The organism is Streptomyces sp. NPDC037389 (assembly GCF_040636475.1).
Classification (GTDB): domain Bacteria; phylum Actinomycetota; class Actinomycetes; order Streptomycetales; family Streptomycetaceae; genus Streptomyces; species Streptomyces hesseae.
In genome coordinates this window covers 1-1,412 of record NZ_JBEZUS010000057.1, presented here as the reverse complement: position 1 = coordinate 1,412, position 1,412 = coordinate 1, and the positions used below count along the sequence as shown (strand labels likewise).

The 1,412-nt window shown below is 71.1% G+C and carries 2 protein-coding genes and 1 pseudogene; all 3 read right to left on the bottom strand.

Features of this window, described 5'->3' with window-relative positions; all coding sequences use genetic code 11:
* A partial coding sequence (gene narI / locus AB0E98_RS33695) for a respiratory nitrate reductase subunit gamma (RefSeq protein ID WP_361710295.1) occupies window positions 1-720 on the bottom strand: 720 nt, incomplete at its 3' end.
* Window positions 717-1,211, bottom strand: a complete 495-nt coding sequence (gene narJ / locus AB0E98_RS33690) for a nitrate reductase molybdenum cofactor assembly chaperone (RefSeq protein ID WP_030400979.1) — start codon at window positions 1,209-1,211, stop codon at window positions 717-719. The genes narJ and narI, both read right to left, overlap by 4 nt.
* A 4-nt stretch (window positions 1,212-1,215) precedes the next feature.
* Window positions 1,216-1,412 (bottom strand): annotated as a pseudogene (narY, locus tag AB0E98_RS33685) (nitrate reductase subunit beta); the annotation flags it as partial.

The following is a 1,412-nucleotide window of genomic DNA, read 5'->3' as shown; positions in this document are numbered from 1 at the left end:
GGAGCCCGCACGCTCCCAGCCCCGCCGGTCCGGGCGCGGCCCCAGCTGCCGGGGGTCGTGCGACCGGTAGACCACGTACGGGCGGGTCAGGTACTGCAGGGGCGCGCTGAACATGTGCACCAGCCGGGTGTAGGGCACCAGGGCGATCAGCACCATCCCGACCACCGCGTGCACGTGGTACAGCACCGGCACGCCCTCCATCAGGTCCGTCCGCGGGTTCAGCGTGAACAGGCTGCGCGCCCAGGGGGCGATGGTGCTGCGGTAGTCGTAGCCGTTGCCGGAGGTGTCGGAGAGCTTGGCGATCATGCCCAGCAGCAGGGCGCCGAGGAGGAAGACGTACATGAGCTTGTCGTTGGCCGTGGTGGCGCGGAAGACCGGTGCGTTGGTGCGGCGCCGGTAGACCAGGACGGCGATCCCGGCGACCGCGAGGACCCCGGCGAGGGTGCCGCCGTAGAGCGAGAACAGGTGGTAGGCGTGCTCGTCGATGCCGATCGACCGCGTCCAGGACGCCGGGACGAACAGGCCGATCAGGTGGCCGGCGAGCACGAAGAGGATGCCGTAGTGGAAGACCGGCGAGGCGATGTTGAGCAGCTTGGACTCGTAGACCTGCGAGGAGCGGGTCGTCCAGCCGAAGCGGTCGTAGCGGTGCCGCCAGACCAGGCCCGCGATCAGCAGCGCGAAGGCGGCGTAGGGCAGGACGCCCCACAGGAAGACGTTCATCGGCGGGCTCCGGTCGGTGCGGGCGGCAGGGTGGCGCACACGGCGTCCAGGACGCACGCGTAGGGCGTGCCGAAGGCGGTGAGGCGGGAGCGGAGCTGGTCCAGGGCGTCGCGGTGCTCGGTGAGCATGGTCAGGTCCCCGGTGCGGGAGGCGAACTCCAGGACGGCCGGCAGGAAGTCCGGCAGCTCCTCCCCGGTGAACTCCAGGCCGTGCCGCCGGTACAGCTCCTTGAAGCGGACCAGGGACATTCCCCGGTTGCGGGTGTCGCCGTCGGTCCACCAGCTCAGGTACAGGCTGTGCCGGTTCCTGAAGTCGAAGACCTCCACGTAGTGCGCCTGGAGCGCGTCCTGTCCGGTCACCGCCGCGTGGTCGGTGAAACCGCGCAGTTGCGGGGCCGCCTCGCGCAGCAGGGGCAGCCGGGCACGGAAGTCGTCGTCGGGATACGTCAGACAGAGCGCCGCCGCCTGGTGGAGAACCTCGAAGCCGGGCATCGGATCAGACCTCCCTCTCGTCGTCCGCGGTCTGCCGCCTGCGCAGGATGTGGAAGTTCTCCACCGGCACCAGGGGCAGCCGCCTGCGTCCCGAGTCCCCGCCGAACGGCCCGTCGCCCCCCATGCCGGGCCCGCCCTCGGTGTCCAGGCTGCACGTGTCCGGCAGTGCCGAGGCCTCCAGCCGGTGCGCGTCACCGACGG